Origin of the sequence: Amycolatopsis sp. NBC_01286 (assembly GCF_035982555.1) — a bacterium.
In the GTDB taxonomy this organism is placed as follows: Bacteria; Actinomycetota; Actinomycetes; order Mycobacteriales; family Pseudonocardiaceae; genus Amycolatopsis.
This window is the reverse complement of the sequence record NZ_CP108428.1, coordinates 3,404,580-3,428,032: the sequence shown is the minus strand read 5'-3', so window position 1 is coordinate 3,428,032 and position 23,453 is coordinate 3,404,580. Positions and strand designations below refer to the sequence as shown.

General features: G+C 70.9%; 22 protein-coding genes. 6 read left to right on the top strand and 16 right to left on the bottom strand.

The window, feature by feature from the left end; all coding sequences use genetic code 11:
• Positions 1-23 precede the first annotated feature (23 nt).
• Genes ligD through OG570_RS16700 form a run of 3 tightly spaced genes read right to left on the bottom strand, consistent with a single transcriptional unit; the run spans position 24 to position 3,962 of the window.
• Positions 24-980: a non-homologous end-joining DNA ligase gene (gene ligD, locus OG570_RS16710; protein ID WP_326944590.1), complete on the bottom strand. Its 957-nt coding sequence runs from the start codon at positions 978-980 to the stop codon at positions 24-26.
• A 52-nt stretch (positions 981-1,032) separates the two neighbouring features.
• Entirely contained in the window at positions 1,033-2,598 is a 1,566-nt protein-coding gene (locus OG570_RS16705) for a hypothetical protein (RefSeq protein ID WP_326957478.1), read from the bottom strand.
• A gap of 56 nt (positions 2,599-2,654) precedes the next feature.
• Complete coding sequence (locus tag OG570_RS16700; protein ID WP_326957476.1) at positions 2,655-3,962, bottom strand: FAD-binding oxidoreductase; 1,308 nt, start codon at positions 3,960-3,962, stop codon at positions 2,655-2,657.
• A gap of 92 nt (positions 3,963-4,054) precedes the next feature.
• Here OG570_RS16700 and OG570_RS16695 point away from each other — a divergent pair, with 92 nt between their 5' ends.
• Complete coding sequence (locus OG570_RS16695) at positions 4,055-4,960, top strand: LysR family transcriptional regulator (protein WP_326957474.1); 906 nt, start codon at positions 4,055-4,057, stop codon at positions 4,958-4,960.
• Positions 4,961-5,016: 56 nt separating this feature from the next.
• Positions 5,017-6,207: an acyltransferase family protein gene (locus OG570_RS16690; RefSeq protein ID WP_326951675.1), complete on the top strand. Its 1,191-nt coding sequence runs from the start codon at positions 5,017-5,019 to the stop codon at positions 6,205-6,207.
• Here OG570_RS16690 and OG570_RS16685 read toward each other — a convergent pair.
• The gene (locus OG570_RS16685) at positions 6,188-6,583 is read right to left on the bottom strand and encodes a nitroreductase family deazaflavin-dependent oxidoreductase (RefSeq protein WP_326951676.1); all 396 of its coding nucleotides are present in this window, start codon (positions 6,581-6,583) and stop codon (positions 6,188-6,190) included. The genes OG570_RS16690 and OG570_RS16685 overlap by 20 nt on opposite strands.
• 145 nt (positions 6,584-6,728) lie before the next feature.
• Between OG570_RS16685 and OG570_RS16680 the strand changes: the two genes are divergently transcribed.
• Complete coding sequence (locus OG570_RS16680; protein ID WP_247058219.1) at positions 6,729-7,193, top strand: MarR family winged helix-turn-helix transcriptional regulator; 465 nt, start codon at positions 6,729-6,731, stop codon at positions 7,191-7,193.
• A 1-nt stretch (position 7,194) separates the two neighbouring features.
• Here OG570_RS16680 and OG570_RS16675 read toward each other — a convergent pair whose 3' ends face one another.
• Genes OG570_RS16675 through OG570_RS16665 form a run of 3 tightly spaced genes read right to left on the bottom strand, consistent with a single transcriptional unit; the run spans position 7,195 to position 9,083 of the window.
• Positions 7,195-7,554, bottom strand: a complete 360-nt coding sequence (locus tag OG570_RS16675) for a PLDc N-terminal domain-containing protein (RefSeq protein WP_326957470.1) — start codon at positions 7,552-7,554, stop codon at positions 7,195-7,197.
• Positions 7,555-7,591: 37 nt separating this feature from the next.
• Complete coding sequence (locus OG570_RS16670) at positions 7,592-8,362, bottom strand: hypothetical protein (protein ID WP_326957468.1); 771 nt, start codon at positions 8,360-8,362, stop codon at positions 7,592-7,594.
• A 43-nt stretch (positions 8,363-8,405) separates the two neighbouring features.
• Entirely contained in the window at positions 8,406-9,083 is a 678-nt protein-coding gene (locus OG570_RS16665) for a GNAT family N-acetyltransferase (protein ID WP_326957466.1), read from the bottom strand.
• 51 nt (positions 9,084-9,134) lie between these two features.
• Here OG570_RS16665 and OG570_RS16660 point away from each other — a divergent pair, with 51 nt between their 5' ends.
• Positions 9,135-9,989, top strand: a complete 855-nt coding sequence (locus tag OG570_RS16660) for a PaaX family transcriptional regulator (protein ID WP_326944597.1) — start codon at positions 9,135-9,137, stop codon at positions 9,987-9,989.
• Positions 9,990-10,037: 48 nt separating this feature from the next.
• Here OG570_RS16660 and OG570_RS16655 read toward each other — a convergent pair whose 3' ends face one another.
• Positions 10,038-10,430, bottom strand: a complete 393-nt coding sequence (locus OG570_RS16655; RefSeq protein WP_326944598.1) for a RidA family protein — start codon at positions 10,428-10,430, stop codon at positions 10,038-10,040.
• A 66-nt stretch (positions 10,431-10,496) separates the two neighbouring features.
• On the opposite strand from OG570_RS16655, the gene OG570_RS16650 reads away from it, so the two are divergent.
• Positions 10,497-12,839 carry a bifunctional salicylyl-CoA 5-hydroxylase/oxidoreductase gene (locus tag OG570_RS16650; protein WP_326957464.1) on the top strand — a complete coding sequence of 781 codons (2,343 nt, stop codon included), beginning with the start codon at positions 10,497-10,499 and terminating at the stop codon, positions 12,837-12,839.
• Positions 12,836-13,990 (top strand): acyl-CoA dehydrogenase family protein, encoded by a 1,155-nt coding sequence (locus OG570_RS16645; protein ID WP_326957462.1) that lies wholly within the window; start codon positions 12,836-12,838, stop codon positions 13,988-13,990. Before OG570_RS16650 ends, OG570_RS16645 begins: the two co-directional genes overlap by 4 nt.
• Here the strand turns inward: OG570_RS16645 and OG570_RS16640 are convergent.
• The 8 genes from OG570_RS16640 to OG570_RS16605 form a co-directional block, all read right to left on the bottom strand.
• Positions 13,947-14,576, bottom strand: a complete 630-nt coding sequence (locus tag OG570_RS16640; RefSeq protein WP_442788319.1) for a DUF2306 domain-containing protein — start codon at positions 14,574-14,576, stop codon at positions 13,947-13,949. The two genes, OG570_RS16645 and OG570_RS16640, sit on opposite strands and share 44 nt — an antisense overlap.
• A 231-nt stretch (positions 14,577-14,807) precedes the next feature.
• Positions 14,808-16,211, bottom strand: coding sequence for a GH1 family beta-glucosidase (locus tag OG570_RS16635; protein WP_326957458.1), 1,404 nt, complete (start codon positions 16,209-16,211; stop codon positions 14,808-14,810).
• Positions 16,212-16,252: 41 nt separating this feature from the next.
• On the bottom strand, positions 16,253-17,245 hold the full coding sequence (locus OG570_RS16630; protein ID WP_326944603.1) for an ABC transporter ATP-binding protein: 993 nt from the start codon (positions 17,243-17,245) through the stop codon (positions 16,253-16,255).
• Complete coding sequence (locus tag OG570_RS16625; RefSeq protein ID WP_326957456.1) at positions 17,242-18,237, bottom strand: ABC transporter permease; 996 nt, start codon at positions 18,235-18,237, stop codon at positions 17,242-17,244. Before OG570_RS16625 ends, OG570_RS16630 begins: the two co-directional genes overlap by 4 nt.
• Before the next feature lies 1 nt (position 18,238).
• Entirely contained in the window at positions 18,239-19,219 is a 981-nt protein-coding gene (locus OG570_RS16620; RefSeq protein ID WP_247058240.1) for an ABC transporter permease, read from the bottom strand.
• Entirely contained in the window at positions 19,216-20,238 is a 1,023-nt protein-coding gene (locus tag OG570_RS16615; RefSeq protein WP_326951677.1) for an ABC transporter ATP-binding protein, read from the bottom strand. The genes OG570_RS16620 and OG570_RS16615 overlap by 4 nt, the downstream gene beginning before the upstream one ends.
• A 117-nt stretch (positions 20,239-20,355) precedes the next feature.
• Entirely contained in the window at positions 20,356-21,912 is a 1,557-nt protein-coding gene (locus OG570_RS16610) for an ABC transporter substrate-binding protein (RefSeq protein ID WP_326957454.1), read from the bottom strand.
• Between the two features lie 316 nt (positions 21,913-22,228).
• Positions 22,229-23,416, bottom strand: coding sequence for an ROK family transcriptional regulator (locus tag OG570_RS16605; protein ID WP_326957451.1), 1,188 nt, complete (start codon positions 23,414-23,416; stop codon positions 22,229-22,231).
• Between the last annotated feature and the right edge of the window lie 37 nt (positions 23,417-23,453).

The window sequence follows — 23,453 nt, the reverse complement described above, 5'->3', positions numbered from 1 at the left end:
TACCACTCACGACCGGTGCGCTGTCAGCCCGACTCGCGGGCGGCCTTGGCGCGGCGCTTGCCTTCGTGCATCGCGGCCACCCGGGCGACCGGGATCGTGTGGCCCTCCTCGACGAGGTCCGCCGGCAGCACGAACGGCTCCGGCATCTCCGCCGTCCACGGGTCGCCGTCGGCGAGCAGGGCCGGCGCGGTGTGGACCGTGAAGTCCGACGGCTTCACGCCGTCCAGGTCGGCCCAGCGGACCGGGAACGACACCGGCGCGCCCGGGCGGTTGCGGGGGCTGTAGACGCAGACGACCGTGCCGCCGCCGGAGCGGGTCGAGTCCAGGAAGACCTTGCCGTCACGGCGGTCCTTGACGAACTCCGTCGTGCCGCGCGCCGGGTCGATGCGCTCGGCCCGGGCCGCCACCGCCCGGGTGGCCGCCGCGATGTCCTCGGTCGACTGGCCCGGGGCCAGCGGGACGAAGACGTGCAGGCCCTTCGAACCACTGGTCTTGACGGCGCCGTCGAGGCCGTCGGCCTGCAGCGCCTCCCGCACCAGCTTCGCGGCGTCGATCGCCAGCGTGAACGGGCCTTCCTCCGGCGGGTCGAGGTCCAGGACGAGGTGCGTCGGCCCGGTCGTGGGCTCGCCGCGGAAGAGCGTCACGTGGTATTCGATCGCCCGCTGGTTGCCGAACCAGATCAGCGTGCGCAGGTCGTTGCCGAGCGCGTAGATGACTTCGCGGCGCGAGCGGTCGGCCCACAGCGGCATCCGCTCGACCCAGTCCGGCGTGTACTTCGGCAGGTTCTTCTGCATGAACGGCCCCTGGCCGCGCAGCACCCGCACCACCGACAACGGCCGGTCGCGCAGCTCCGGCACCATCCGGTCGGCGACCGCTTCGAGGTAGTCGAGCATCTCGCGCTTGGTGGCCCCCGCACCGGGGAAGACCTCCTGGTCGAGACTGCTCAGCTTCACGCCGTGACGGAGCTCATCGCTGCTCATCGGCCCACCTTCGCCCGCGCGCGCGAAGCGGTCAACTCGTTGCGAGCCTTCCTCAGAACGGCAGCTGCGAGCGGAGCCGGTCCAGCCAGCGGTCGACGGTGTCCTCCGGCCGCCCCGGATCGTTGGCCCGTCCGGCGGCGTCGGCCTCCTGCCGGACGTGCTGCCCGATCGTGTCCGCGTACTGCGGCAACGCGAAGACGTCCTGCCAGTAACCCGCGCGCATCTCGACGGCCGCGACCTGCTGGTAGCCCGCGGTCCCCTGGGCGAAGTCGAAGCCGTAGCGGATGCCGGACGGCTCCGGGCCGTTCGCGGTCACCACGATCACCGTCGGCCGCGCCCGCGTGACGACCTGGGTCGGGTTCGCGCCGTGGGAGATCGCCGCGTCGTTGAGGCCGATGTAGTCGATCGACTGCCAGCCGCTGTAGTACGGGATCGCGCCGGCGTCGGTGACGGCGAGGCTGCGGGCCGGCGCCGGGACGTCGGCCGCGGCCAGCCCCTTGCCGATCGCGATGTGCGCGCGCTGCAGGTCGGGACCGTAGTTCGCGATCACGCCCAGGTCGGGCGCGCTCGCCCCGGCGACGGCCGACCAGCCGACGGCCACCAGCCCGAGCAGCGCACCCACGAGACGCGGCGCCAGCGTCCCGGCGGCGATCCCGGCGCCCAGGCACAGCACGGGGATCGCGTGGTCGGCGAAGCGGTCGAGGTAGTCCATCGTCGGCCCGGACACCGCGTACGTCAGGTACGTGACCGCGACGGTCACCACGAGCAGCGCACCGATCGCGCGTGTTGCCTTGCGGATGAGCAGCGAGAGCGTCAGCAGCAGGAGCGGGAGCAGCAGCAGTGTCGTGTGCTTGGTCCACACCCAGCCGGAGTCGAGGTTGCCGAACTTGACGTAGAAGGTGTTCGGCAGCAGCTGGCCGTAGAACCGCCAGCGCCACACGAAGTACACCGCACCGACGACCGCCGCGCCGCCGGTCCACCACCAGCGGGCCGCGCCGCGTTCGCGCCAGAACCACAGGGCCACCACGGGCAGCGCGGCGAGCACGCCTTCGGGCCGGAGCATGCCGAGCAGGAGCAGCAGGACCGGCGGCTCCCACACGCGCACGCGTTCGTTCGCCAGCACCCGCAGGCCGAGCACGACGACGCGCAGCAGCACCGCGGCGAACGCGGCCGTCTCCAGGCCGGCGGTGATGTGGAAGTAGGTCGGCAGGAACACGACGTACGCGCCCGCGCCGACCAGCGCACCGGTGAGCCCCGCGCGGCGGTGGCCTTCGCGGATGAGCAGATACAGCGTGCCCAGGCCGAGCAGCAGCGACGTCACCTTGGTGAACAGCGGCAGCGCCAGCCCGAGCCACGCGCCGAGCCCGGACCAGACGACCCAGGCGAAGTTCGTGAAGCCCTCGACGCGCGGGCCGTCGACGTTCCACACCGGGCCGTGCCCGGCCGCGAAGTTCGCCGAGTAGCGGAAGCTGATGAACGCGTCGTCGATCGTCAGGAACCACGCGGCCCAGGCGCCGACGAGGAACACGGCCAGCAGGAGCACCGAGACGACGACCGGGGGCCGGCGGCGGGCGGGCGCGGTCACCGGTGGCTCGACGTCCGCCTCGATCGCCGTCATGGAATCCCCTCGGATGGCTGGTGCCGACCCGGCACTGTAACCGGGCGCTTCCGACATCAAGCACCGAAGGTGGCCTTCGGGTCGTACTCGCGCTTCAGCTCGCGCAGCCGCCGCAGGTCACCCGCCGGGAAGACGCTCTCCGCGACCTCCGCCGGGTCGTGCTCGCCGTACACGAACGGCAGCAGCCGCCCGCTCGACCACGGCGTCAGCGCGTCGAACAGCTTCGCGTGCGCCCGCCGGACCGGCTCGATCCCGGCCTCGACCACCGAAAGCGCCCGGACGACGAACTCCGCCGCGCTGTCCCAGCCGACGCCCGGCACCGCCGGCGGCCGGGTGAGCGCGCCGCCCAGCCGGTCGACGATCAGCACCGTGTCGACGTCCGCGCCCGGGCCCGCGTGCTCGACGATCGCGTCGAGCATGGCGTCGTTGAGCTGGGTGACCGTCGCGTTGGTGCCGTGGTAGCCGTGCGGGTGCGGCGGCTCGGCCGCGATCGAGCCGGACTCGCTGAACGGCATCGGCTTCAGCGTGTCCAGCAACGCGGGCGCCGCGGCCCGCAGCGGCGCGACGAGGTCGTCACCGCCGTCGCCGAGGTAGGCGACCCGGACGTGCGCGATGTGCTTGCCGCGCAACGGTTCCGGCACCATCGGCAGGTCGGGGTACGGGATCATCGCGAGTGACGTCGTCAGCGTGTCGGGCACGCTCGACGCCCACGTGCGCCAGGCCCGCAGCACCGCGGGGATGTCCTCGGTACCGAAGTAGAGGCCGCCGCCGTACAGCTCGGTGACCGGAACCAGGCCGATCTCCAGCGCGGTCACGATGCCGAAGTCCGCCCGGCCGCCGCGCAGCGCCCAGAACAGGTCCGAACCCGCCTCGACGTGCTGCAGCGAGCCGTCGGCGGTCACGACGTCGATCGCGCGCACGTCGTCGGCGGCACGGCCGTACTTCCGCACCATCAGGCCGAAGCCGCCGCTGAGGGTGTAGCCGACGACGCCGACGTCCGGCGACGAGCCGCTGAGCGGGGCGAGCCCGTGCTTCGCGGCGGCTTCGAGCACCGCGCCCCAGCGGACCCCGGCCTCGACGCGGGCGGTGCCGGCCGCGGCGTCGACGTCCACGCCGGTCAGCCGGCGGGTGCTGATCAGCAGCCCGTCGGTGCCCGCGGTCAGGCCGTGCCCGGTGGCCTGCACGGTGACGCGCAGGCCGTGGGCCGAGGCGAACCGGACGGCGGTGACGACGTCGGCGGCGGTCTCGGCGCCGACGACCACGGCGGGCCGGCTGGCGACGGCGAGCTGGAAGCCGGCGATCTCGTCGGCGTAGCCGTCCTGGCCCGGCTCGAAGACCTGGCCGGTGAGCGGGGTGACGTCCATCGTGAACTCCTCCTTCGGTGCTCCTTCCACCTTCGGTCCGCGACGATCAGAAGTCCAAGATCTGGTTTGTATCTCGGCTAGAATCAGTGCTTATGGAACTGCACCAGCTCGCGTACTTCGTCGCCGTCGCGGAGGAGGGCAACTTCACGCGCGCGGCGGAGCGGATGCACGTCGCCCAGCCCGGGGTGAGCGCCCAGATCCGGCGGCTCGAGCGCGAGCTGGGCCAGGAGCTGCTGGACCGCTCCGGCCGCACCGTGCGGCTCACCGACGTCGGCGCGGCCGCGCTGCCGCACGCGCGCGCCGCGCTCGCGGCGGTGAAAGGCGTGCGCGAAGCCGTCGACGAGCTGGCCGGGCTGGTCCGCGGCCAGGTCGCGCTCGGCGCCGTGACGTCGGCGGGCCCGGTCGGGCTGCCGGACCTGCTGGCCGGGTTCCACGAGCGCTACCCGGCGGTGGAGATCACGCTGGCCGAGGCCAACTCCGACACGATGCTGACGGCGTTGCGGGAGGGCCGGCTCGACCTGGCGGTCGTCGGTCTCGCGGCCGAGCCGCCGCCGGGCATCACGACGCAGGTGCTGATCGACGAGCCGTTCCTGGCCGTCACGGCGCCGTCGGGTCCGCTGGCCGGCCGCGGGGAGGTCGCGCTGGCTGACCTGGCCGGGCCGCCGCTGATGGCCCTGCCGAAGGGCACCGGCCTGCGCACGGCGCTGGACCGGGCCTTCGCGGCCGAAGGGCTGACGCCGCGGATCGCGTTCGAGGCGGCGGACCCGAACGTGCTGGTGCAGCTGGCGGTGCGCGGCCTCGGCGTGGCGGTGGTGCCGGAGTCACTGGCCCGCTACCACGAGGGTGACGTGCGGGTGCTCGACATCGTCCGGCCGCGGCTGCGCGGGGTGCTGGCGCTGGCGTGGCGCGCGGAGGGCCCGATCGGCCCGGCGGCCCGCGCCCTGATCGCGTTCGCCCGGACGCACCTGCCCCGCCCCACACCGCCGGGGCGTACGTAGCCACGCCCTATACTCGCCCCCGACTGTGACACTGATGGGGGAACGTCTTGCGCACGATGAGCCATGAGGACTACCTCGGCAGCCGGCGCTTCCCCGGGCTCGACGGCCTGCGCGCGCTGGCCGCGACGATGGTCATCTTCTTCCACTTCGGCGGCCCGAAGTGGGGCTGGCTGTCGGGCTGGGTCGGCGTCTACATCTTCTTCGTGCTGTCCGGCTTCCTGATCACGACGCTGCTGCTGCGCGAGCAGGACCGCACCGGCCGGATCTCGCTGTCGAACTTCTACATCCGGCGCGTCTTCCGGATCCTGCCGCCGTACCTGGTGATCCTCGGCGGCATCGTCGCGTTCGTCGTCCTGCGCGGCGAGTTCCACGCCCGCGACTTCCCGAACGCGCTGAAGTTCTACCTGACGTTCCTCAACGAGTTCCTGCCCTCGTTCACCAACGGCACGGACAACTTCTTCAGCGGCTCGTGGACGCTGGGCATCGAAGAGAAGTTCTACCTGGTCTGGCCGTTCCTGCTCGTCGCGATCGGGATCGGCGCGGCCAAGCGCAAGTTCCTGCTGGTCGGCGTGGCGATGGTCACGCTGCTGGCCCTGGTGCCGCTGACCACCGGCGGCTGGATCCTCGGCGACTCGAAGGTCGCGATCTACCGCTCGACCATCCACTACTTCATCCTGGCCAGCGGCTGCCTGCTGGCCATCCTGCTGCACTACCGCCGCGGGTACGCGCTGCTGAAGCCGCTGACGCACCCGCTGGCCGCGATCCCGATCGTCGCCGCGTTCGGCCTGCTGCACACGAACCTCGACACCCTGTGGAACGAGTCGCGGCAGAACCTGCTGCTGCTCGTGGGGTACACGGTGCTGACGATGCTGCTGCTGATCGTCCTGGTCAGCCCGGGCCCACTGGGCCGGCTGCTCGGCACGGCGCCGATGCGCTTCGTCGGCGAGCGGTCGTACTCGCTCTACCTGCTGCAGGGCCCGGTGCACTTCGCCGTCGTCCAGGCGGTGCCGGGGCTCGTGGTGAACCGCACGGTCACGGCGTTGACGGTGTTCCTGGTCGGCCTGGCGATCGCGGACCTGATCCACCGCTGGGTGGAGAAGCCGCTGATCGACGTCGGCAAGCGGATCATCACGCGCAAGGAGGCCCGGCGCGAGGAGCGGGAGGCCGCCGAGCAGCCTGCCGAGCCTCGCGTCGAGCCGTCCCCGGCGTCGGCCAGGACGTCGGTTCCTAGCGCTCCAGGACGATGATCGGGATGATCCGGTCGGTCTTCTTCTCGTAGTCGGCGAAGCCCTCGGCGTGGGCGATCATGCCCGCGTACAGGCGGTCGCGCTCGGCGCGGTCGGCGATCACGGTGGCCGTCGCCTCGAACTTCTCGGTGCCGACCTCGAGCGTCACCTTCGGGTTCGCGACCAGGTTGTGGAACCACGCCGGGTTCTTCGGCGCGCCACCCATGGACGCGGCGATCACCAGGCGGTCGCCGTCGCGGGTGTAGACCAGCGGGGACAGGCGCTCTTCGCCGCTCTTCGCCCCGATCGTCGTGAGCAGCAGCACGTTCTTGCCCTCGAACATGCCGCCGACGACACCCTCGTTCGCGCGGAACTCCTCGGCGACCCCCTGGTTCATCGCGCGAACTTCGGTCAAACCCGGAACCTCGGACGTCATCTCAACCCCTGTTTCTTGCCGGTACGCTCGATCGGTACCCCGAGGTAGGCTCGGGAGCGGCCGAAGCGTTTGTTTTGCAAACAAAGCTACCGACGGGAGGAGTGCGATGTCAACGGAAGCCGGGCCGAGTGTCGAAGACGGCGTGCGGCAGCTCCTGTTGCTCATGCCGCGCCTGGTCGGCCGGGCGAAGCGCACTCCGGTCCCCGACGAGCTCAACGGCTGCACGCTGGCGCCGCGGCACCTCTCGCTGCTGTCCTACCTGCTCTTCGACGGCCCGATGACGGTCACCGAGCTGGCCGGCCGCCTGGAGGTGGCGCCGACGACGGCGAGCCTGATGGTCGGCGACCTCAGCCGCCAGGGCGTGCTGAACCGCGCCGAAGACCCCGCCGACCGCCGCCGCACGATCGTCAGCATCCAGCCGGACAAGCGCCCGGCCGTCGACGCCTGGCTGGCCCGCGGCGCGCAAGCGTGGAGCAACGCGCTCACGCCGTTGACGCCGGCCGAGCGCAAGCTGGTGATCTCGACGCTGGAGGCCTACGAACGCGGCTCCTGCGAAGGCCCCGCCTGCTAGCTCAGGCGTCGCTGCCCTTCTCGCGCGCCAGCTTCCGCTGCGCTTCCGCGCGCTCGCGGCACTTGCGGAGGAACTCGTCGTCGTCGTCCGCGCTCGTCGCCGCGAACCGGCCCGGCCGGTCGTACTCCGGGAACGCGGGCGCGGTGCGCTCGTAACGGCCGGTGGCGCGCGACACGTGCTGCGGCCGCCCCGCGACCAGCCAGACGATCGACCCGACCAGCGGCACCAGCAGCACGAGCAGCAGCCACAACGTCTTCGGCAGGTTGCGGCACGACGACTCGTCCGTGGTGATCACGTCGACCAGGCAGAAGATCCACAGCCCGAGCGTGACGAAACCGAGCAGCCCATCCATGTACAGCAATTTCCGGCCTTCCCCCAGAGAAATGAACGCGGTAGTTCTAGCAGAGGCCACCGGCAGAACTTCCGCGGGTCACCCGGAGTACTCGGGGCATCCGGAGATTCGGCGACGACACCCACGTCGTTTCCGCTTCTGTCAGGCGGAAACGACGCAACGCCTGGAGAACCCCGGTCGCGAGGGCGATCGCGTGCGCCGGCCCCGGGCACTCGCGCGGTCCGGCACCGAACGGCGTCCCGGCCAGTTCCACGGAGACGTCCTCGCCGTCGACGCGGCGGCGCGTGCGCAGCACCGGCGGATCGGCCAGCAGCTCGCCCGGTTTTCCGGCCAGCCGCGCGGAAAGCGCGTTGCCGATCAGGCCGGCGGTGGCGTCGCAGGCCTGGACGAGCAGGCCGATCCGGGCGGCCGCGTGTTCGTCGGCTCCCCCGCACGCGTCGATCAGCCGTCCCATCGCGGCTTCCGCCGCCTCGGAGGGCGTGACGTGCGGGTGGTACGCGGCCGCGACCATCGTCACCTCCGCCGAGACGTCCGGCAGCCCGAGCGCCTCCGCGAGCACGCCGACCGGAACCGGCCGGGCGATCACGGCCATCACATCGACGTCTTCGACCGACTCCACGATCCGCTGGGTCCACGCGAAAGCTTTGTCCCGCAACGCGTTCTCGTCGACCTCGGCGAGCAGCGACACGGCGAGGGCGCGCCGCCGGACGTGGTCGGCGCCGTTGCTGAAACGGGCGACGGACGCGCGCAGCCAGGCGACACCGCCGGACGGGACGTCGGCGGGAACGGGTGGCACCGGGGCGGTCAGCTGGGTCATGCGGTGACCGTAGGCGCGGGAAACGTCGGCGCCCGCCGAAGTTTCAGAGCGCCGACGTCGCCGGGAACCAGGTCGCCTGCGGGCCCGCACAGCGCGTCACCCGCGGGACGGCGTGCTCGAACCACCAGGCCTCGGTGACGCGGCCGTCGGGCAGCCGGTAGGTCGGCGGGCCGGCGACGCGGGCGAGCCCCGCGGCCTGCAGCGACCGCGCGCTCGCGACGTTGCCGACCTCCGCGCCGGCGCGCACCCGCGGCAGGCCGAGGTGGTCGTGCGCCAGGACGAGCCCGGTGGCGAAGAGCGTCCGGCCGATGCCGCGGCCGCGGTAGGCGGGGGCGAGGTAACCGCCGGTCTCCGGCCCGCCGTCCTCGCCGGTGTGCACGCTGACCAGCCCGACGCACCGGCCGGCCTCGAGGTCGATCATCACCAGGTCGATCGACTGCGGATCGGGCGACACCCAGTCCGGCCCGGTACCGGGCACGACGCGCAACGCGTCCGCCCGGGCCCCTCGCGCGACGATGGAGTCACGCTGCCAGCCGAGCCACCGCTGCGCGGCCGGATCACTCCCACAGGCGACGGCGGCGGCGTACTCCCAGGCGGTGGGCGTGCGGAACAGGAAGCGCCCGGTGCGCACCACATGGCCGGACCGGTCGCAGGCCCGCTTGGACATCAGGCGCCCGCGCCGGCTGAGCCGGTCGAAGATCCCCTTGGTGGCTGGCAGCATCGCGGCGAAATCGTAGCGGAGCCGTCGGCGGCCGGTTGTTATTGTGACCCGATGACGGCCGTACCCGAGGCGACCGAACTGGACGGCTCCGGCCGTGCGGCCCAGCCTCGTCAGCTCATCGTGACGGTGTACGGCCTCTATTCGCGCACCGAAGGCGGCTGGCTTTCCGTCGCGTCGCTGATCGATCTGCTGGCCGCCGTCGGGGTCGACGAGCCCGCCGTGCGCTCGTCGATCTCCCGGCTTAAGCGGCGCGGGATCCTCGAGGCCGTGCGGCGCAACGCCACCGCAGGCTACGAGCTGTCCGACGACGCCCGCGGGATCCTGCGCGAAGGCGACGAGCGGATCTTCCGCCGGGAGCGCGCGACTCCGGCCGACGGCTGGCTGCTCGCGGTGTTCTCGGTGCCCGAGACCGAGCGGCACAAGCGGCACCTGCTGCGCACCCAGCTCGCCCGGATGGGCTTCGGCACCGCCGCCTCGGGCGTCTGGATCGCGCCCGCGCACCTGCACGACGTCACGGCCGAGGCGCTGACCCGCCTCGGTCTCGCCGGGTACGCCGACCTCTTCCGGGCCGACCACCTGGCCTTCGGCGACGTCGCGGCGAAGGTCCGCGACTGGTGGGACCTCGACCGGCTCGACGAGCTGTACACGACGTTCCTCGACGAGCACGGCCCGGCGCTGCGGCGCTGGCAGCGGCGCAAGTCCGTCGCCGACGAAGAGGCCTTCGGCGACTACGTCCGGGTGCTCACCGGCTGGCGGCGGATGCCCTACCTCGACCCCGGCCTGCCCGCGGAGTTCCTGCCGCGCGACTGGTCGGGCATCCGCGCGGCCGAGCTGTTCTTCGAGCTGCACGCCCGGCTGGAGGACCCGGCCCGCGCGTACGTCTCGAAGGCGATCAACCTCGGCTGAGTCCGCTGCCGCAGCTTGTCGTGAGTGGTTAGGGCGGTTCTAACCGCCCTAACCACTCACGACCGCGAAGCCTTGGACCTCGACCAGCGCCTCTTCGTCCCAGAGCCGGTCGACGCCGATGCCGGCCATCGCCGGGTACTCGGTGCCCGCCAGGCGCCGCCAGACCGCGCCGATCTCGCGCGCGTGCGCCCGGTAGTCGGCCATGTCGACGATGTAGATCGTCACGCTGCAGAGGTCCGCGGGTGCGCCGCCGGCCGCGCGCAGCGACGTCAGCAGGTTGCCCAGTGCGCGTTCGAACTGCTCGACGACGCCGTCGCCGACGATCCGGTTCGACGCGTCCAGCGCGGTCTGCCCGGCGAGGAAGACGACGCGCCCCTCGGCGACCACCGCGTGCGAGAACCCGGACGGCTTGCCCAGCTCCGGCGGGTTGATGCGTTCCATGCGGACACGGTAGCCCATCTTTCGCCTCATTGACGGTCGTACGCATGACGACATACCCTGGACGGCGTGCGTATCGCGGTCATCGGCGGCGGCCCGGCGGGCCTGTACTTCGCCGCGCTGACGAAACAGCTCGGCCCGGGTCACGACATCACCGTCTGGGAGCGCAACGCGCCCGACGACACCTTCGGCTTCGGCGTGGTGTTCTCGGACGAGACGCTCGGCGGCATCGAGCACGCCGACGCGGCCGTGCACGAGGCCATGCGCGCCGAGTTCGCCCGCTGGGACGACATCGACGTCCACTACCGCGGCACCGTCACGACCTCGGGCGGCCACGGCTTCGCCGCGATGAGCCGCAAGCGCCTGCTCGGCATCCTGCAGGACCGCTGCGCGGAACTCGGCGTCGAGCTGCGCTTCCGCGAAGAGGCGCCGGTCGACTTGTCGGCCTACGACCTGGTCATCGCCGCCGACGGCGTCAACTCCGCGGTCCGCGCGAAACACGCCGAGCACTTCCGGCCGAGCGTCGAGACGCGCCGGTGCCGCTACATCTGGCTCGGCACGGACCTGGTGTTCGACGCCTTCAAGTTCTACGTCCTCGAGACGCCGGCCGGGATCATGCAGATCCACGGCTACCCGTACGGCCGCGAGGGCAGCACGTTCATCCTCGAAGTGCAGGAGGACGTCTGGCAGCGGACGTTCGCCCCCGTCGCGGCGACCGCGCTCAAGCCCGGCGAGAGCGACGAGAACTCGATTTCGCTGATCCGCGAACTCTGTGCCGACGTCCTGCAGGGCCACGCCGTCATGGCGAACAACTCGAAGTGGGTCACGTTCGGCACCGTGCGCTGCGAGACCTGGGTGCACGGCAACGTCGTCCTCCTCGGCGACGCCGCGCACACCGCGCACTTCTCGATCGGCTCCGGCACGAAGCTGGCGATGGAGGACGCGCTCGCGCTGGCCGCGTGCCTGCACGAAAACGCGGGCGTCGCGGAGGCGCTCAAGGCGTACGAGCTGGAACGGCGGCCGGTCGTGACGTCGACCCAGCGCGCCGCGCAGGCCAGCCTGGAGTGGTTCGAGAACATCGCGCAGTACGCCCACCAGGACCCGCCGCAGTTCGCGTTCAACATCCTCACGCGCAGCCGCCGCGTCACCTACGACAACCTCCGCCTGCGTGATCCGGAGTTCGCCGCCGAGCTGGACCACTGGTTCGCGCGCTCGCTCGGCACGACGTCGCGGCCGCCGATGTTCCAGCCGTTCAAGCTCGGCGAGCTGGAGCTGCCCAACCGGATCATCGTGTCGCCGATGGACATGTACTCCGCGGTCGACGGCGTTCCGGGCGACTTCCACCTGGTGCACCTGGGCAGCAAGGCCCTCGGCGGCGCCGGGCTGGTGATGACGGAGATGGTCTGCGTCTCGCCCGAAGGCCGGATCACGCCCGGTTGCGGCGGCCTCTACACGGCCGAGCAGGAGGCCGGGTGGAAGCGGGTCGTCGACTTCGTGCACGCCCAGTCGCCCGCTCGCATCGGCGTCCAATTAGGACATTCAGGCCGCAAAGGTTCGACAAAGCTCATGTGGGACGGCATCGACGAGCCACTGCCGTCGGAAAACTGGGAAGTCTGCGGACCTTCGGCGCTGCCGTACTCCGAGCGGAACCAGGTCCCGCGTGAACTGTCCACAACGGACATGACGGCGATCCGGGACGAGTTCGTCGCGTGCGCCGAAGCCGCCGCCCGCGCCGGGTTCGACGTCCTCGAACTGCACTGCGCGCACGGCTACCTGCTGTCCTCTTTCCTTTCCCCGCTGACGAACCAGCGGACCGACGGCTACGGCGGCTCGCTGGAGAACCGGCTGCGCTTCCCGCTCGAAGTCTTCGACGCGGTCCGCGCCGCGTGGCCCGCCGAGCGGCCGATGACCGTCCGGATCTCGGCGACCGACTGGGCCGACGGCGGCATCGACGCCGACGACGCCGTCGAGATCGCGCGCGCCTTCGCTTCCCACGGGGCCAACGGCATCGACGTCTCGACCGGTCAGGTCGTGTGCGACGAGAAGCCGCAGTACGGCCGCAGCTACCAGACGCCGTACGCCGACCGGATCCGCAACGAGATCGGGCAGGAGTACGGCATCGCGGTGATCGCCGTCGGCGCGATCTCGTCGTACGACGACGTCAACTCGCTGATCCTGGCCGGCCGCGCGGACCTGTGCGCGCTGGGCCGCACGCACCTCTACGATCCACAGTGGACGTTGCACGCGGCGGCCGAGCAGGGCTATCCGATCGCCTGGCCGAAGCAGTTCGCCGCGGGCAACCGCAAGCCGCAGACCGGCCGCAGTGACGGCCCGGAACCGCGGCTGGACCTCGTCCGGTCGGGCCCGACCGGTACCGCCCACGCCCGCTGGCGACCGGAAGGCGACCGATGACCTTCACCCTGGACGCGGACCAGCTCGCCTTCGCGGCGGACGTCCGGAAGCTGGCCGAGGAGCAGCTGCGCCCGCTCGCCGAGTCCGGTGTGGAGGGTGCGGTCAACCGCCCGCTGCTCAAGGCGATGGGCGCGCTCGGCTTGCTCGCGCGGCTCTTCCCCGGCGTCGCCGACGGAAAGCCGTCACGCCAGGCCGCCGCGACGGACCTGTGCATCCTGCGCGAGAACCTCGCCACTATCAGCACCGAGGCCGAGACGGCGTTGGCGTTGCAGGGCCTGGGAAGTTACCCGATCCTGCAGTCCGGACAGGACGATCAGGTCGCGAAGTGGCTGCCCGCGGTGGCGGCCGGTGACGCCGTAGCAGCGTTCGCGCTGACCGAGCCGGACGCCGGTTCGGACGCGGCCGCGCTCTCGCTGAAAGCCGAGACGGACGGCGACGGCTGGCGCCTCACCGGCGAGAAGATGTGGATCTCCAACGCCCCCGAAGCCGACTTCTACACAGTGTTCGCGCGCACCACCGAAGGCGCGGGCTCCCGCGGCGTCAGCGCGTTCGTCGTCCCCGGCGACCGCCCGGGCCTGGGCGGCGAGCACCTGGACCTGGTCAGCCCGCACCCGATCGGCACCGTCACGTTCGACGGCGTCGAGGTCCGGCGCGAAGAGCTGCTCGGCGAGGAGAACCGCGGGTTCGCCGTCGCGATGCGGACCCTGGACCTGTTCCGCCCCAGCGTCGGCGCGTTCGCCGTCGGGATGGCGCAGGCCGCGCTGGACGCCACTGTGGACTACACCGGGCAGCGCGAAGCCTTTGGCGGCCCGCTGATCAAGCAGCAGGCGGTCGCGCACGCGCTGGCGGAGATGGCGACGCGCACCGAAGCCGCCCGGCTGCTGGTCTACGCGGCGGCGGGCGCGTACGACGCGGGCGAGCAGAACCTCGGCGGCCGCGCGGCGATGGCGAAGCTGTTCGCCACCGAGGCCGCCCAGTTCGTCGTCGACTCGGCGGTCCAGCTGCACGGCGCCCGGGCCCTGCGGCGCGGGCACCTGCTGGAGCACCTCTACCGCGAGGTCCGCGCGCCGCGCATCTACGAAGGAGCGTCGGAGATCCAGCGCACGATCATCGCGCGGTGGCTGGCTTCCGCTCGAGCCACCACTGGCTGAAGACGAGCGCGATCGCCACACCGCCCCAGGACGAGATCGCCGCGACGCTCTGCGAGTAGGCCAGCTCGCTGCCGCCGAACGTGGTCGGGATCTGCGGCTCCAGCACGACCATCGCGATCGGCGTGATCAGCCGGTTGACGATGATCGAGAACGTCAGCGACGCACTGCGGATCATCCACTTGCGGTGGTCGCCGAAGCGCCGCTCGCGCACCGCGCGCCAGCCGGCGAAGGTGCAGCCGAGCCAGAGCAGCGCCGCGACGATGTCACTGACCCGTGTCGTGGGCCCGAAGGGGCTCTGCGAACCGATGGTCAGCGCCATCACCCCGGCCGGCAGCACGCCGGCGAAGACGTACGCGCGGCCGGCGTAACGGTGGAAAACGGGGTACGTCCGGCGCAGCCACGGCCAGATCTGCAGCACGGCGCCCACCATGGCGACGGATCCGAAGATCACGTGGGCGACGAGGAACCAGTAGTGCGCGGGAAAGCCGGCCGGCTGCGGCACCCGCGACCGCGCCGGGTCGAAGGCGAGGTACGGCGGCAGCGAGAAGGCCAGGAAAGCGAGCACGAGCAACGCGAGCGGCCCGATCCACGGCCATCGCCACCACGGCGGCCGCTGCGGTGGCGCGGGTCTGATTTCGGTCCGGACACTCATGGTTCCCCCAAGGGTCGGCTACCCGTACGAAGCTAGGGAAATCCCCGGGGCCGAACCATGGGGCCTGCCACCGCCACCCTGGTGGGGCCCGCCTTACCGCCGAAAAGCCGTGAAGGCCTCCTTACCGGCCGTAAGAGCCGGTGAGGAGGCCTTCACGGACGTAGCTCAGCTGCCGCGGACCCGGCGGACCGTGTCGCGGTAGAAGAGGCCGCTCTGCTTGACCGTGCGCTCCTGCGTCTCGTAGTCCACCCGGATCAGGCCGAACCGCTTCGCGTAGCCGTAAGCCCACTCGAAGTTGTCCAAAAGGGACCAGGCGAAGTAGCCCCGGACGTCCGCGCCCGCGTTGCGCGCCGCCGCCACCGCGGCGATGTGCGAGGCCAGATAGGCCGTGCGCTGCTCGTCGCGGACGAAGCCGCTCGAATCCGGGTCGTCGTCGAACGCCGAGCCGTTCTCGGTGATGTACATCGGGACTCCCGGGTAGTCGCGCCCCAGGCGGGTCAGCAGCTCGGTGAACTTGTCCGGCAGGATCTCCCAGCCCATCGCCGTCGTCGGCTCGCCGAACGGCACCGTGCGGGACGTCGGGACGCCGTCCGAGTCGACCGCGCTGCCCTGCTCGTCGACGCCGGAGAACTGCTGGCCGAAGTAGTAGTTGACGCCGAGGAAGTCCAGCGGGGCCGAGATGATCTCCAGGTCGCCGTCCTGCACCGGCAGCTTGACACCGCGCGCGGCCAGGTCCTCGACCACGTCTTCCGGGTACTCCCCGCGCACCAGCGGGTCCAGGTAGATCCGGACGCCCAAGCCGTCCGCTTGCCGCGCCGCGCGGACGTCTTCCGGCGCGTCGGTCGCCGGGTCGGCGGTGCACATGTTGAGCGTGATTCCGAACTCCGTGTCCGCCGGTGCGGCCTCGCGCATCCGCTGCGTCGCCAGGCCGTGGCCCAGCAGCAGGTGGTGCACCGCGTGCAGCCCGGCCGCGTAGTCCCGGCGGCCCGGCGCCATCACGCCGTGCACGTACCCGTGCATCGCCGAGCACCACGGCTCGTTCAACGTCGTCCAGTGCCGCACGCGGTCCTTGAGGCGGTCGAACACCAGCATCGCGTAGTCCGCGAAGCGGTACGCCGTGTCCCGCGCCGGCCAGCCGCCCGCGTCTTCGAGCTCCTGCGGCAGGTCCCAGTGGTAGAGCGTCAGCCACGGCGTGATGCCCTTGCCGAGCGTCTCATCGACCAGCCGGTCGTAGAACCCGATGCCCGCCTCGTTGACCGGTCCGCGGCCGCGCGGCTGGATCCGGGGCCACGCCACGGAAAACCGGTAGGTGTCCGCGCCCAGCTCACTGACCAGCCCGATGTCTTCGGGCATCCGGTGGTAGTGGTCGCAGGCGATGTCACCGTTGTCATTGTTGTCGATCGCCCACGGGACCTGGCAGAAAGTGTCCCAAATGGACGGTGTGCGCCCGTCTTCGGAGACCGCTCCTTCGATCTGGTACGCGGCGGTGGCCACGCCCCAGCGGAAGTCCGGCGGCAGGCTGTCGATCAACGCCTGCTGCTGCGCGGTCGCGGCTGTGGTCTCGGTCAAGGCGGCTCTCCTCCAGTGGTACCGGACAGGACGGGCGACGTTCAGGGGGTTGCGACGGGGTGCAGGAAACACGCCACTTCGCGCGACGCGTCGCCGCCGGGCAGGCCCAGCACGGGCACCTTCGAGTCGCACGGCTCGAAGGCCTTGGGGCACCGCGGGTGGAACGCGCAGCCGGCCGGCATGCCCCGCGTGTCCGGCGGTGAACCCGGGATCCCGCTGAGCTCGCGTCGCGGACCCCGCAGCGCGGGGAACGAGTTCAGCAGGCCGTAGCTGTACGGGTGCAGCGCGTCCCGGTAGAGCGCCGACGCCGGGGCCTGTTCGACGATCCGGCCGCCGTACATGATCGCGATCCGGTCGGAGAACTCGACCAGCAGCGAAAGGTCGTGCGTGATGAACAGGACCGAGAAGCCCAGCCGTTCACGCAGTTCCACGAGCTGGCCGAGGATCTGGCGCTGCATCACGACGTCGAGCGCGGTGGTCGGCTCGTCCATGATGACCACGCGTGGTTCGAGCGCCAGCGCCATCGCGATCATCACGCGCTGGCGCATGCCACCCGAGAGCTGGTGCGGGTAGGCCTCCAGCCGGTCGGCCGAGATGCCGACCAGCTTCAGCAGCTCCTTCGCCCGGGCCACCCGCCCGGCGCGGGTCGTGTCCGGCTCGTGCGCCTTGATGACGTCGACGAGCTGGGTGACGACCTTGTGCACCGGGTTCAGCGAGTTCATCGCACCCTGGAACACGATCGACGTCTCGGCCCAGCGGAAGTCGCGCAGCTGCTTGTGGGTCAGCTTCAGGACGTCGTACGGCTCGGCGTTCTCGGGGTGGTAGATCACCTCGCCGCCGCGGATCACGCCCGGCGGTGCGAGCAGCCGCGTCAGCCCGTAGGCCAAAGTGGACTTCCCGCTGCCGCTTTCCCCGGCCAGGCCGAGGACTTCGCCGCGGTTGAGCGTCAGGTGCACGTCGCGCACCGCGCGCACGGCCTCGTCGCCGACGCCGTAGTCGACGTCGAGGCCCTTGATCTCCAGGACCGGTGTCATGATGCCTGTTCCTCCCGCCCGAGCACGGGCGTGAAGCCCACTCGCATGTGCTGCGTGCGTCCGTGGATGTCCTTCACCTTCGCCTTGCCGCTGCCGCGCAGCCGCGGGCTGACGAACTCGTCGATGCCGAAGTTCAGCAGGGACAGCGCGGTGCCGAGGACGGCGATCGCCAGCCCGGCCGGCACGAACCACCACCAGGCGCCCTGGGCCAGCGCCTGCTGGCTCTGTGCCCAGAACAGGATCGTGCCCCAGTTCCAGTTCGAAAAGCTCGAGACGCCGACGAACGCCAGCGTGATCTCCGACATCACGCCGAAGATCACCGTGCCGACGAAGCTGGACGCGATCACCGCCGTCAGGTTCGGCAGGATCTCGAAGAAGATGATCCGCCACGTCGACTCGCCGGTGGCGCGCGCCGCTTCGACGTATTCCCGGCCTCTCAACGAGAGGGTCTGCGCGCGAAGGACTCGCGCGCCCCACGCCCACGACGTCAACCCGATGACCACCGCGACCAGGTAGTCACCACCGCTCGGCAGCGCACTGCCGATGATGATGATCAGCGGCAGCGCCGGGATCACCAGGAACACATTGGACAGTGCGGAGAGTCCTTCGCCCGGTGTCCCGCCGAGGTAGCCGGACGTGACGCCGACGATGACCGCGAGGATCGTCGCCACGACGCCGGCGGTCAGCCCGACGAGCATGACGCTGCGGGTGCCGACCAGGACCTGGCTGAAGATGTCCTGGCCGAGGTGCGTGGTGCCGAACCAGTGCCGGCCCGACGGCCCTTCGAGCAGGTCGTTGCTGCGGGCCGACGGGTCGAACGGCGCGATCCACTCACCGATCACCGCGATGATCAGGAAGAACACGATGACGCTGAGCCCGGTGATCGTCTTGCCGCCGGTGAGGAACCGGAACCGGCGCCGCTTGGCGCGCCCGGCGACGGCGTCGATCGGGAGCGCTTGGGCGGCCTTGACGTCCGCTGCTGGTACCGCCATGTCAGCCTGCCTTCCGGGTCCGCGGGTCGAGTGCGAGGTAGGCGACGTCCGCGAGGAGGTTCGCCACCAGCACCGACAGCGTGATGATCAGGAAGATGCCCTGCATCAGCGGGTAGTCCTGCGAGCCGACCGCCTGGAACAGCTCGAAGCCCACCCCGGGGTAGGAGAAGACGATCTCCACGAGCAGCGTGCCGCCGACGATGAACCCGAGCGCCAGCGCGAACCCGGAGACGCTCGGCAGCAGCGCGTTGCGCGCCGCGTAACCGACCGCGACCCGGCGTTCGGACAGGCCCTTGGCGTGCGCGACGGTGACGTAGTCCTCCGACGCGACGGTCACCATCATGTTGCGCATGCCCAGGATCCAGCTGCCCATCGAGCTGATCAGGATGGTGATCGCGGGCAGCAGGCTGTGCTGGATCGCGCTGCCGATGAAGTCGGGGTCCCAGCCGGGGATCAGGCCCGGGTCGTACCCGCCGGACGACGGGAAGAAGCTCCCCGGCCCGGCCAGCAGCGTCAGGGCGATCAGGCCGAGCCAGAAGTACGGCACCGACGAGAGGAACGTCGTCACCGGGAGCAGGCCGTCGACCCACGAACCGCGCTTCCAGCCGGCGACCACTCCGAGGCCGGTGCCGATCAGGAAGCCGATGATCGTGGTGATGCCGACGAGGATGATCGTCCACGGCAGACTGTCGCCGAGCACCTCGGTGACCGGCGTCGGGAAGAACGTGAACGACAGCCCGAGGTCGCCGCGGAAGAGCTGGGCCCAGTAGTGGAAGTACTGGGTCACCATGCTTTCGTTCTTGTCCAGTCCGAAGAGGACGTACAGCGACTGGATCGCGTCGGCGCTGAGCGTGCCCTGGTTCTTCGTGATCAGCGACTGCACCGGGTCACCCGGGATCAGCCGCGGGATGAAGAAGTTGATGGTGACGGCGGCCCACGCCGTGAAGAGGTAGAAGGCCAGCCGTTGCAGCAGGTACCTCATCGGGCGGCCCCGTCGTACAGCCAGCACGCGGCCCAGTGGCCGGGCGCGTCGTCGACCTCGAACCGCGGCGGCAGGTCGGTCTTGCAGCGTTCCATCGCGACCGGGCAGCGCGGGTGGAACCGGCAGCCGGACGGCGGGTCGATCAGGCTCGGCGGCTCGCCGGCCCCGCGCTCGACGGGCACCTCGCCGGGTGCGAGGTCGCTGTCCCCGGCGGCGACCTGTAGCCGGTCGGGGTCGGGCGCGGATTCGATGAGCAGGCGCGTGTACGGGTGCGCCGGGCGCTGCGTGATCGTCTCGCTGTCGCCGCCTTCGACCATCCGGCCGGCGTACATCACCATCGTCTCGTCGGCGAAGTAGCGCGCCGACGCGATGTCGTGGGTGATGTAGAGGATCGCGAGGTGCAGGCGTTCCTTGAGGTCCCGCAACAGGTTCAGCACGCCGAGCCGGATGGAGACGTCCAACATGGACACCGGCTCGTCGGCCAGCAGGGCCTCCGGGTCGGCGCCGAGGGCCCGCGCGATCGCGACGCGCTGGCGCTGCCCGCCGGACAGCTCGTGCGGGAACTTGTCGATGTAGCGCTCGGGCGGCGTCATCTGGACGCGCAGGAGCAGGTCGTGCAGCGCCTGCTCCAGGTCGTCGCCGGCCCGGCCGTGGATCTTCAGCGCCCGCGTCAGGTGGTACCGGACGGTGTGCACCGGGTTCAGCGACGCGAACGGGTCCTGGAAGATCATCTGCACCCGGCGGCAGTAGGCCCGGAACGCCTTGCCGTGCCGCACGTTCACGGTCTCGCCGTGCAGCCGGATGTCGCCGCCGGTGCGCGGGTAGAGCCCCGCGAGCAGCCGCGCGACGGTCGACTTGCCCGAGCCGGACTCGCCGACCAGAGCGGTGACCCGCCCCCGCCGCAACGTCAGGGAGACGTCGTCGACGGCCTGGACGGCGCGGCGCGGGCCGGTGAGCCCGGCGCGTCCCTTGCGCCGCACCGGGAAGTGCTTGGTCAGGCCCTCCGCCTCGAGGACCACCGCACCGGGGGTTCCCCCCTCCGATCCGGCCGAAGCCGGATCGGAGGGGGCCGGGGCGGCCGCGGCGTCGCCGTGGCCGTCCCCGTGTTCGGTCTTCACACCTGAGTCCGCCATCGATCAGGCCGCGGGCTTCAGGTGCAGGATGATGTCCAGCGCGTTGCGCAGGGTGGGCTGCGCGGGGGCGTACGGGTTCGCCTCCTCGGGCCAGCCCGTCCAGTTCTTCGTGCTGTACTCGCCACCGGAGTTCGCGGCCGACGTCGGGATCATCGGCTGCTGGTCGATCATGATCTTCTGCAGCGTCGCCATGGCGGCGGTGCGGGAGGCGTCGTCCTCGGCGTTGGCGTAGGTCTCGAGCGCCCTGGTCGCCTCGTCGTTCTTGAAGCGGCCGTAGTTGCCGTTGATGTTGCCCTGGCCGGTCGGCTTGTAGCGGTTGCCGTCCATGACGTCGCGGTACAGGTCGTACGGCGTCGCACCGTCGTTGGTCCAGTGCATCAGGCCTTCGAAGTCACCGGTGTCGACCGACTTCGTCCACGCGTCCTGGTTCATCTTGTCGACCGTCGCGGTGATGCCGATCTGCGACAGGTTGTCCTTGATGATCTCCAGGTCGGTGATGTAGTCCGACCAGCCCGACGGGACCGTGAGCTTGAGGGTGACCGGCTTGCCGGACGGGTCCTGCAGCTTGTCGCCGTTGAACGTGAAGCCGGCGCCGGTGAGCTGCGCCTTGGCCGCCGCGACGTCGACCTTGACGGTCTGGCCCTGGTACTGCGGCGCGATGAACGGGTCGCCCGCCGGCGTCGGGATGCCGGTGACCTGGTCGTTCTTCGGGTAGAAGTAACCCGCCTCGCCCTGGTTGAAGATGTCGTCGCGGTTGATCACCTTGCTGATCGCTTGGCGCAGCGGCGCGCTGTTCCAGGGGGCCTTCTCGGTGTTGAACCACAGGCCGTGGACGGCCAGCTGCGCGGGGAACCAGAGCTTGTAGTGCTCGGGGTCCTTGTTCGTGTAGACGGCCTTGTAGTTCGGGATGAAGACGAAGCTCCACTCGGCCGCACCGCTGGCCAGCGCCGAGACCTGCGCGTTGTTGTCCGTGTAGGACGTGTAGCGGATCTCCTTGACCTTCGGCGCTTCCTGCCAGTAGCCCTCGCGCTGGCTGACGATCACCGTCTGCGGGGTGAACGACTTGAGCGTGTACGGGCCGGTGCCGACCGGGTTCTTGATCGTGTCGAGCGCCGGGTCCTTGATGCCCTGCCAGATGTGCTTCGGCACCACGATCGTCTGCAGGATCTTGACCTGGTTGACGAACTGGGAGCTGTCGAAGCTCAGCGTGACCTGGTTGCCGGCCGCGGTGATGTCCTTGTACGGGACGGCGTCGATGTTCAGCGCCTTGTTGTCCCGCAGCAGGCCGAACGTGTAGGCCACGTCGTCACCGGTCATCGGCTGGCCGTCGGAGAACTTCACGTTGTCCCGGACGGTCAGGACCAGCTTCTTGTAGTTGTCCGACCAATCCCACTTCGTCGCCAGCCACGGCTTGCCGGGCTCCTGCGGCTTGACGCGGTTGAGCATCACGAGGGGCTCGAAGATCGTCCACCGGTAACCGAGGTTGGCCGCGGCCGACGTCTCGAGGAACGGGTTGTTGTTCTCCGACTGCGGGCCGTTCGGCATCCCCACGTTGAGCACGGCGTTGGGGTTGCCCTGACCTGCGCTCGAGCTACCTCCCCCGCACGCGGTCAAGCCCCCCAGGGCCATTAGTGCCACTAGCGCTGCGACGATGGAGCGCTTGACTCGCATCGGTTCCTCCTGGTCATCGACGACTACTCCGTGTCGACTGGTAGCGAGCCCCGACCGCCGGCGACCGAACGACGCCACGAGTCAACCTGGGTGACTCGGGTCACGTCAATAACACGGCGGTAACGTTTTGTACCTAAGTTTAAGTACTGAAAGAACTCGCAGGCTTGGGCCGACCGGCGGTTTACCCCTTGCGACACAAGGGGTTTCAGCCGGTCCGGCCGCCCGCGGCGAGCAGCTGCGCGACCGGCAGGGTGGCCGCGCCGAGCGCGACGGCCTCCGGCCCGAGCCGGCCGAGGACGACTTCGGTGCGCCCGGCGAGGTAGTCGAGCGCGTGCCGGCCGACCGCGTCACGCACGGCGGGCAGGATCGCCGGACCCATGATCGCCCCTGCGGAGCCGGAAAGCACCACCCGGTCGGGGCTGAGCAGGTTGATGAGGTTCGCGATGCCGATCCCGAGGTACTCGCCGGTCTCGGCCAGCACCTCCGCGGCCGGCCCGGCGACCTGCGCTTCGGCCACGATGTGGGCCAGTTCGGCGTCGCTTTCGTCCCCGATGACGGGATCTTTCCCCACCCGATCGGCGTAGTGCCGGACGACCGCCTCGGTACCGACGTAGGCCTCCAGGCAGCCGTGCGACCCGCACCGGCAGGCCGCACCGCCCGCCTTGACGACCGTGTGCCCCCACTCGCTGGTCGTGATGCCCGGGTGCGACGGCCCGGCCGTGGCGACCGCGGCCCCGACCCCCACGCCGAGCAGCGCGACGATGGCGCGGCCGGCGCCGCGGCCGGCCCCCAGCCAGCTCTCGGCCTGGCCCAGCGTGCGGGCGCGGTTGTCGAGGTGCAGCGGCGCGACGACGTGCGGGCGGATGAGGTCGGCGAAGGCCACGCCGCGCCAGCCGAGGGTGGGCGCGTGGACGATCCCGCCGTCGCGGACCGCCCCGGGCACGCCGATGCCGACGCCGAACACCGCGGCGGCGTCCCCGCCCTCGAGCACCTCGGCGATGCCGGCGCGCACCAGCGCGGCGACCTCACCCGGGTAGAGCCGCGTGCCGACGAGGGGGTGGCGCACGGTGCCCAGCGTCCCGAGCGCGCAGTCGAACAGGCCGACCTCGACGTGCGTCTCGCCGACGTCGACGCCGACGACGTGGCCGAAATCCGGCCGCACGGCCAGCAGCGTCCGCGGCCGTCCGCCGTCCGATTCGACCGATCCGGCTTCGGCGACGACGCCGTCCGCGATCAGTTCGGCCACGACGTTCGTAACGGTGGCGGCCGACAGTCCCGATTCAGCTACCAGTTCCAGTCTGCTGACGGGGCCGTGGAGGTAGAGGGTGGAGAGGAGCGCCGCACGGTTGTGCCGCCGGAGGTCTCTGGTCGTCTGCCGCACCACCTGGGTCACGGTGGGGATTGTGCCAGACACATGCGGTGCGACCATC

What these genes read in the sequence shown, in the direction of transcription:
- OG570_RS16655 (WP_326944598.1), bottom strand. Translation starts at nt 10,430, where the DNA reads ATGGAACGCATCAACCCGCCGGAGCTGGGCAAGCCGTCCGGGTTCTCG.
- OG570_RS16645 (WP_326957462.1), top strand. Translation starts at nt 12,836, where the DNA reads ATGACCTTCACCCTGGACGCGGACCAGCTCGCCTTCGCGGCGGACGTC.
- OG570_RS16620 (WP_247058240.1), bottom strand. Translation starts at nt 19,219, where the DNA reads ATGAGGTACCTGCTGCAACGGCTGGCCTTCTACCTCTTCACGGCGTGG.
- OG570_RS16700 (WP_326957476.1), bottom strand. Translation starts at nt 3,962, where the DNA reads ATGGACGTCACCCCGCTCACCGGCCAGGTCTTCGAGCCGGGCCAGGAC.
- OG570_RS16680 (WP_247058219.1), top strand. Translation starts at nt 6,729, where the DNA reads ATGTCAACGGAAGCCGGGCCGAGTGTCGAAGACGGCGTGCGGCAGCTC.
- OG570_RS16630 (WP_326944603.1), bottom strand. Translation starts at nt 17,245, where the DNA reads ATGACACCGGTCCTGGAGATCAAGGGCCTCGACGTCGACTACGGCGTC.
- OG570_RS16665 (WP_326957466.1), bottom strand. Translation starts at nt 9,083, where the DNA reads ATGCTGCCAGCCACCAAGGGGATCTTCGACCGGCTCAGCCGGCGCGGG.
- OG570_RS16625 (WP_326957456.1), bottom strand. Translation starts at nt 18,237, where the DNA reads ATGGCGGTACCAGCAGCGGACGTCAAGGCCGCCCAAGCGCTCCCGATC.
- OG570_RS16670 (WP_326957468.1), bottom strand. Translation starts at nt 8,362, where the DNA reads ATGACCCAGCTGACCGCCCCGGTGCCACCCGTTCCCGCCGACGTCCCG.
- ligD (WP_326944590.1), bottom strand. Translation starts at nt 980, where the DNA reads ATGAGCAGCGATGAGCTCCGTCACGGCGTGAAGCTGAGCAGTCTCGAC.
- OG570_RS16660 (WP_326944597.1), top strand. Translation starts at nt 9,135, where the DNA reads ATGACGGCCGTACCCGAGGCGACCGAACTGGACGGCTCCGGCCGTGCG.
- OG570_RS16705 (WP_326957478.1), bottom strand. Translation starts at nt 2,598, where the DNA reads ATGACGGCGATCGAGGCGGACGTCGAGCCACCGGTGACCGCGCCCGCC.
- OG570_RS16695 (WP_326957474.1), top strand. Translation starts at nt 4,055, where the DNA reads ATGGAACTGCACCAGCTCGCGTACTTCGTCGCCGTCGCGGAGGAGGGC.
- OG570_RS16685 (WP_326951676.1), bottom strand. Translation starts at nt 6,583, where the DNA reads ATGAACCAGGGGGTCGCCGAGGAGTTCCGCGCGAACGAGGGTGTCGTC.
- OG570_RS16690 (WP_326951675.1), top strand. Translation starts at nt 5,017, where the DNA reads ATGAGCCATGAGGACTACCTCGGCAGCCGGCGCTTCCCCGGGCTCGAC.